General features: G+C 37.1%; 7 protein-coding genes. 4 read left to right on the top strand and 3 right to left on the bottom strand.

What is annotated here, in order from left to right; genetic code table 11:
- Positions 1 to 69 precede the first annotated feature (69 nt).
- On the bottom strand, positions 70 to 1,158 hold the full coding sequence (locus ACIQ7T_RS15790; RefSeq protein ID WP_370079355.1) for an FUSC family protein: 1,089 nt from the start codon (positions 1,156 to 1,158) through the stop codon (positions 70 to 72).
- 291 nt (positions 1,159 to 1,449) lie between these two features.
- On the bottom strand, positions 1,450 to 2,736 hold the full coding sequence (locus ACIQ7T_RS15795) for a glutamate-1-semialdehyde 2,1-aminomutase (RefSeq protein ID WP_402871446.1): 1,287 nt from the start codon (positions 2,734 to 2,736) through the stop codon (positions 1,450 to 1,452).
- Positions 2,737 to 2,867: 131 nt separating this feature from the next.
- Here ACIQ7T_RS15795 and bcp point away from each other — a divergent pair, with 131 nt between their 5' ends.
- The 3 genes from bcp (at position 2,868) to perR (ending at position 4,957) form a co-directional block, all read left to right on the top strand.
- Positions 2,868 to 3,344: a thioredoxin-dependent thiol peroxidase gene (gene bcp, locus ACIQ7T_RS15800; protein ID WP_402871449.1), complete on the top strand. Its 477-nt coding sequence runs from the start codon at positions 2,868 to 2,870 to the stop codon at positions 3,342 to 3,344.
- Positions 3,341 to 4,285, top strand: coding sequence for a D-2-hydroxyacid dehydrogenase (locus tag ACIQ7T_RS15805; RefSeq protein ID WP_402871452.1), 945 nt, complete (start codon positions 3,341 to 3,343; stop codon positions 4,283 to 4,285). Before bcp ends, ACIQ7T_RS15805 begins: the two co-directional genes overlap by 4 nt.
- A gap of 228 nt (positions 4,286 to 4,513) precedes the next feature.
- The gene (gene perR / locus ACIQ7T_RS15810) at positions 4,514 to 4,957 is read left to right on the top strand and encodes a peroxide-responsive transcriptional repressor PerR (protein WP_049668868.1); all 444 of its coding nucleotides are present in this window, start codon (positions 4,514 to 4,516) and stop codon (positions 4,955 to 4,957) included.
- A gap of 24 nt (positions 4,958 to 4,981) precedes the next feature.
- On the opposite strand, the gene ACIQ7T_RS15815 is transcribed toward perR, so the two are convergent.
- Positions 4,982 to 5,332: a YgzB family protein gene (locus tag ACIQ7T_RS15815; RefSeq protein ID WP_132363284.1), complete on the bottom strand. Its 351-nt coding sequence runs from the start codon at positions 5,330 to 5,332 to the stop codon at positions 4,982 to 4,984.
- 209 nt (positions 5,333 to 5,541) lie between these two features.
- Here ACIQ7T_RS15815 and ACIQ7T_RS15820 point away from each other — a divergent pair, with 209 nt between their 5' ends.
- Positions 5,542 to 6,435 carry a nucleotidyltransferase-like protein gene (locus ACIQ7T_RS15820; RefSeq protein ID WP_370079363.1) on the top strand — a complete coding sequence of 298 codons (894 nt, stop codon included), beginning with the start codon at positions 5,542 to 5,544 and terminating at the stop codon, positions 6,433 to 6,435.
- Positions 6,436 to 6,778 lie beyond the last annotated feature (343 nt).

The raw sequence follows: 6,778 nt of genomic DNA on the forward strand, positions 1-6,778 counted from the left end.
GCTCTTTTGCTACCAAAACATTTGTAGCTGACGCTGCGCTTTCGCTACCAAAACATTTGCTGAAAGAAGTTAAATAAACTCTTCTTCAAATTCCACATTGATTTCTTGGCCATGATGAGTTTGATACGACACGATGAGCGTATCTAAATGCTCTAGGTTTTCTTCGTAATCTAAAATACGAGATAAAATATAAAGCAAGTGATAACTCGAGAATTCTGTATCGCCTTCATCATGCGCATAAGTTATTTGTTTTATAAATATCTCCATTAACTCGTTACGCTGAACATAATCATTATGTTTACTCCACTCGGAATGTTCGGGCTTTAATTTCCCAGTATATTTTAGCAGTAGCTGTTCATGGTAAGTTAGCAGGAAATCAAGTCGCTCTTGAATCATTAAATGAAATTGTGTCGGTAGCTGGGCTAATTCGTTTTCATGATTATGAAGACGATGAAGCAGCTCTAAACTTTTCTTTGACGTTGTAATCATTTGACGATAAACAACTAATTTACGTGCTTTAACAAACTTTTTATTTTTAAAGTAATTACGCTCTTCCTTATAAAAATCATACAATGTGTCAACTCGTTGCATACGAGACTTAAATTTGCTTAATGCTTCTTTTGTAGAAGTATGCTCAGATGCCTGGCGAACAGCAAGTCGCGTCCATCGGATAATATCATCCTGTAAAAAGTAAATCTTACGGAAAAGCTTTACTTCATATTTTGGTGGTAGGAAGAACAGATTGACAACAAATGCTGCTAGCACCCCAACTAATATGGTAATAAAGCGAATAAGACCAAATGTAAGAAAATCATCTCCTTGAAACTCCATAATAGCTACAACTGTAACAAGTGCTAGTGACAATGATTTTTCAAGTTTAAATTTCAACATGATACCGATCGCAACAATGACGGCAATGCCAATTGCTACTACATGGTGGCTGAAAAGCAAGCCAAAAATGACCGCGATGGTAGCTCCTATAATATTGGCTTGTATTTGCTCAACGATTGTTTGATAGGAGCGATAAATAGATGGCTGAATCGCAAAGATGGCTGCAATTCCTGCAAAAACAGGTGAAGGTAGCTCTAACAGCTCAGCAATAAATAGTGCAAACACGATGGCGACACCAGTTTTAAATACACGGGCACCTAATTTCATAGAAAATGGATGTCCTTTCTGTCTAAAATTTTAACTTCTTTCAGTAGAAGTTTCCCACCTCAATAGGGGCAGTTAAATGCTGCTTAAGTTACTTTACCCAATCATCCACTGGCCTAAGCCTCCGGCGGATGTCTTCTATACATTATAGAAGGAAGCGCTCATAAAATACATAGATTTGTATGTCATTTACAGAAAAAAGACGACTCACAGGGGAGTCGTCTTTAAAAGTTAACCATAGAAACTGTTCTATATTGCTCTTCTCACTAAGCGTTTAGCCATTGCATTTACAAATTACAATTGTGAAAATGCAATATCTACCGCTTTAATTGTTTCAAGAATATCTGCTTCTGTATGCTCTGTTGTTAAGAACCATGCTTCATATTTTGATGGCGCTAAATTAATGCCTTGTGCAAGCATTAATTTAAAGAAGCGACCAAAGATTTCACCGTCTGAGTTTTCAGCCTGCTCATAGTTTTCTACTGTCACATCTGTAAAATAAATTGTAAGAGCCCCTTTAAGACGATTAATAGTAATTGTTACATCATGTTTTTTTGCTGCAGCCAAGATACCTTCTTCTAAAATGGCTCCAAGACGGTCCATTTCATCATAAATTCCTGGAGTTTGTAATACTTCTAGGCAGGCAATACCAGCTTGCATGGATGCAGGGTTTCCTGCCATTGTGCCTGCTTGATAGGCAGGTCCAAGTGGAGCAACTGTATCCATAATTTCTTTACGACCGCCGTATGCACCAATAGGTAAACCACCGCCGATTACTTTACCAAGGGCAGTTAGGTCTGGTGTTAAGCCTAATAAGGTTTGAGCACTACCATAGTGGAAGCGGAAAGCAGTAATAACTTCATCGTAAATAGTTAATGCACCTTTTTCCTTTGCTGTGGCATGAACTAATTCTAGGAAGCCAGGGTTAGGCTCTACAATACCGAAGTTTCCAACGATAGGCTCTATTAAAATAGCTGCGATTTGATCGCCCCATTTATCCATTGCTTCTGTAAATGCTTCAGGGTTGTTAAATGGTACAGTAATTACTTCCGCTGCTGTTGAAGTTGTAACACCAGCTGAGTCTGGAGTACCTAATGTTGCAGGACCAGAACCAGCAGCTACTAGTACTAAGTCAAAGTGACCATGGTAGCAACCAGCGAATTTCATAATTTTTGTACGACCAGTATAAGCACGTGCAACACGAATTGTTGTCATTACAGCTTCTGTACCAGAGTTATTAAAGCGTACTTTAGCCATAGATGGGATTGCTTCTTTTAGCATTTTAGCAAAAGTAACCTCATATTCAGTTGGAGTCCCAAACAAAGTTCCATTTTCAGCTGCGTGTGTAATAGCCTTTGCGATATGTGGGTGACCGTGACCAGTAACGATTGGACCGTAAGCTGCTAGATAGTCGATATAACGGTTGCCATCAACATCCCAAAAATAAGCGCCTTTCCCACGAGCCATTGCAACAGGTGAACCTCCGCCAACTGCTTTATAAGAACGAGAAGGGCTATTTACACCACCAACGATATGCTGTAGCGCTTCTGCGTGTACTGCTTCAGATTTTGTGTGATTCATATATATTGCCTCCTAAATCTTTATACTTCATCTATTGTAGACCTATCAGTGCAAGAAATCCAAAGAAATTAAGGGATATGATTTGTTTTACTATTTAGAGTAAAATAGAGCGTACAGAGGAGGAGATTGATATGGCTTTAATAGAAGGTAAAAAAGCACCTGATTTTTCCCTTATAAATGAAACAGGAGAAACAGTAAAGTTAGCGGATTTCAAAGGACAAAATGTTATTTTATATTTTTATCCTAAAGATATGACACCAGGCTGTACGACGGAAGCTTGTGACTTCCGTGATAAGCATGAGGATTTTAGTAAATTAAATGCAGTTGTACTTGGCGTTAGTCCTGACGATGCAAAAAAGCATACCAAATTTATAGATAAGCACGGTTTGCGATTCTCGTTATTAGTAGATGAGGATCATGCCGTAGCAGAAGCGTATGGCGTGTGGGTACTGAAGAAGATGTATGGACGTGAATATATGGGGATAGAACGTTCGACATTTTTAATTGATACAGAAGGAAACTTGATAAAGGCTTGGCGTAAAGTACGTGTAAAAAATCATATTGAAGAAGTATATACATATTTAGCAGAATGGGAGGTGACTCAATGAGAATTTATTTTACGTTTGAACCAAGACCGAATTTACGTGAGCCACTAGTAGCAGAATTTCCACAAGTTGATTTTATTTTTGAAAATGGCTTATCAATCGATGAGCTACAACAAGCGGATGTGCTTGTCACATATGGTGAAGATTTAAATGATGAAAATATTCAGTATGCGACAAAGGTTAAATGGATTTTTGTAGCTTCAGCGGGGATCGAAAAAATGCCAGCTCAAGCCATTATTGAACGAGGGATATTTGTTTCGAATGTGCGCGGCATTCATAAAACACCAATGGCAGAATCAATGCTTGCCCATATTTTAGCGATTAAGCGTGCGCTGCCTTGGAAGTATGAACAGCAGAAGAAAAGTGAATGGTCCAAAAAAGCGAAACAAACCGAGTTGCGGGATAGTACAGCGCTTATTTTAGGACCTGGGGCTATTGGCTCGGAAGTAGGTCGCTTATTACAAGCTTTTGGTGTTGTGACAATTGGCTGCAACCGTTCAGGGAACGAAGCGGCATCTATGAATGAGATGGTGAGCTTTGGCCAATTAATCGAAGCTTTACCTAAGGCTGATATTGTCATTTCTGTATTACCTAAAACAGAAGAGACGACACATTTACTAAAAGAAGAGCATTTTAAAGCGATGAAAAATGATGCCATTTTCATGAATTTTGGTCGTGGAAACTTAGTAGAGGAAAACGTTTTGGTGCATGCCATTCAAGTAGGTGAAATTGGTTATGCTGTTTTAGATGTATTTGAACAAGAGCCTTTAGCTGAGGATCATCCTTTATGGACTTTACCGAATGTCATTGTCTCTCCGCATATTTCAAGTCACTCTTCTCGCTATGTTGAACGTAGCTTAGAAATCTTTAAGCCAAGTTTAGAGAAGTGGTTACGCGGTGAAACAGATTTAGAAAATAGGATGGATTTATCAAGAGGTTATTGAAGCAGTAGTCCTAAATCACTCATGCCTCGGCATAATTGTAGCTGTCGCTGCGCTTTTGCCACAGGACGTGGCGTTCTTACTGAGTTCCTCTATTTCAGTGGATGTTTGGACACGCGCTTAAAGAAGCTAAACTCAAATGTGTATGAATGTTGACAGAAGTAAGAGTAATTCGATACACTAATTATAACAATTATAAATTAATAATCTTTATGGAAGAGGTGCATGACGATGTCTGAAACGCATTTACAGGATGCACTTGACACGTTAAAAACAACTGGTGTTCGTATTACTCCTCAGCGTCATGCTATTTTGGAATATTTAATTCAAACAATGGCACATCCAACTGCCGATGAAATTTATAAAGCACTTGAAGGGAAATTCCCAAATATGAGTGTAGCGACCGTCTATAATAACCTTCGCGTATTTCGTGAAGTTGGTCTAGTAAAAGAACTAACTTTTGGTGATGCTTCAAGTCGCTTTGATTTCGTTACAAACGATCATTATCATATGATTTGTGAATGCTGTGGCAAAATAGTCGACTTCCATTATCCTGGTCTCGACGAAATTGAGCATTTTGCATCACAAGTAACAGGCTTTGATGTGCATGCGCATCGTTTAGAAATTTACGGCACTTGTCCATCGTGTAAAGATGTATCTGCAAAAGTACAATAAAAAATCCTAGCTCTTAAATGAGGGCTAGGATTTTTTTGTCTTATTATAAGATTGGTCGAACTCTTTTCCTTCTAGAGTTGGATCCAATGTTAATGGTTCATTACAGTACATACACATATCTACACGACCTAATACTTTTGTATGCTTATGGCAATTAGGGCATTCTACTTGAACAGCTTTTGTTGAGAGCAGTCCAATCCATGCATAAACGACTGTACTACCAATAATACAAAGTACACCAAGGGTCATGAAAATTAATACTAGAATAGGATAGTTTTTAAAGAAGATTCCCCCATACATAACTACAAAGCCGATAAAAATAAGTGCTAATGCGAATGAACGGATTTTATTAATTTTACTTTTGTAAGGTTTCATATATCATCTTGCCTCCCAATCTAAAATCTACTATAACATATAAGAACAAAGTATTTTAGCTTTGATAACGTGGAAAGAAGGAATACTTTTAGAGTATGTCGAATTTTTAACGAAATCAATTTCGCATTGGTGTAATTGAGTACGGTGAAAATCCGTGACATCCACTGAATGAGGTTAAAAGGTAACAAGCAAATAGAGGGGGACTGAACATGGAACAAGTTTTGCGTCCGATATATCAGGAACGGGCAAGTCAGTCGAATACGTTAGGCGTTATTTTAGTGGGAAAACGCGAAGAAAAAAGTAATGTTACAGATACATTTGATACAGTCTTACTTATTATTGTAAAGGAAGCAGAAAAGCCAGTCTTTACGAAACATTACTTATATGAAGGAAATAAAGTAGCTTTACATACAGTTACTGAGAAAATATTACGAAAATGGCTACTCATTGGCTCAAATAAAAAAGTGGTCGATTGGATTTTCTTTGGTAGAGTATTATTTGATCGTAATGAATTTCTTCATAAATTAAAAATTGAATTACAGGAGTTTCCGTTTAGTGGTCGTAAAATCAAAACGGGCATTCAATTTTCAAAGTTAATTCGACGTTACTTAGAAGGGAAAGAATACTTTGATAAGGGTAGCTATCTCGATGCTTATAATCATGTAGTAGATTCATTACATCATTTGGGGCGTTTATCCATCATTGATAGTGGACTGTACCCTGAAGTAACTGTTTGGGCACAGGTGAAAAAATTAGAACCAGCGATTTATAAATTATACGAGGAGCTCGTTACAAGTAATGAGCCGATAGAAAAACGTTTAGAGCTATTATTTTTAGCAAGCGAGTTTTTAATACATTCACGTACTCGAGACGGCGCTCAACATATTTTAGAAGTAATGCAAACAAAAGAGACTTGGACAATTCAGGAATTGCACGATCATAATGAGCTCATGAACTACTCAGTAGATTTAGAAGTGTTTGTAGAATATTTAGTGGACAAAGGTTATATTCAAATTGAACCTATCGTTGCGAAAAGTGAAATGATATTCCACCGTCATTATAAGGTAAATAAAGAAGCTCTAGAAATGGAGCAAGGACTGTAGTATGCTAGTTATCGAGGTATGAAAAATACCTCGATAATTTTTTATAAAAAGTTGTTGACTTTTAATTTGTTGATATTGTATTATATTAATTGTCGCTAAGACATAACGAAATAACTCAATGAACGAAAAAAACTTTCTAAAAAAGTTATTGACACGAAATGAGTTAAATGTTAATATAAAGAAGTCGCTGAAAAACAACGGCATCAGCATGAACCTTGAAAACTGAACAAGCAAAACGTAATCAATAAAGTTTTTAGTAGCTAACCTTGAGTTGGTGAACGAAACAAAATTTTGGACATCAAACATGATGCCAGCAAAACAATTTGAGCTAATCAAATTTCTT

This window comes from Lysinibacillus sp. NPDC096212 (assembly GCF_044763105.1).
Lineage (GTDB): Bacteria > Bacillota > Bacilli > Bacillales_A > Planococcaceae > Lysinibacillus.

What these genes read in the sequence shown, in the direction of transcription:
- ACIQ7T_RS15790 (WP_370079355.1), bottom strand. Translation starts at nt 1,158, where the DNA reads ATGAAATTAGGTGCCCGTGTATTTAAAACTGGTGTCGCCATCGTGTTT.
- ACIQ7T_RS15795 (WP_402871446.1), bottom strand. Translation starts at nt 2,736, where the DNA reads ATGAATCACACAAAATCTGAAGCAGTACACGCAGAAGCGCTACAGCAT.
- bcp (WP_402871449.1), top strand. Translation starts at nt 2,868, where the DNA reads ATGGCTTTAATAGAAGGTAAAAAAGCACCTGATTTTTCCCTTATAAAT.
- ACIQ7T_RS15805 (WP_402871452.1), top strand. Translation starts at nt 3,341, where the DNA reads ATGAGAATTTATTTTACGTTTGAACCAAGACCGAATTTACGTGAGCCA.
- perR (WP_049668868.1), top strand. Translation starts at nt 4,514, where the DNA reads ATGTCTGAAACGCATTTACAGGATGCACTTGACACGTTAAAAACAACT.
- ACIQ7T_RS15815 (WP_132363284.1), bottom strand. Translation starts at nt 5,332, where the DNA reads ATGAAACCTTACAAAAGTAAAATTAATAAAATCCGTTCATTCGCATTA.
- ACIQ7T_RS15820 (WP_370079363.1), top strand. Translation starts at nt 5,542, where the DNA reads ATGGAACAAGTTTTGCGTCCGATATATCAGGAACGGGCAAGTCAGTCG.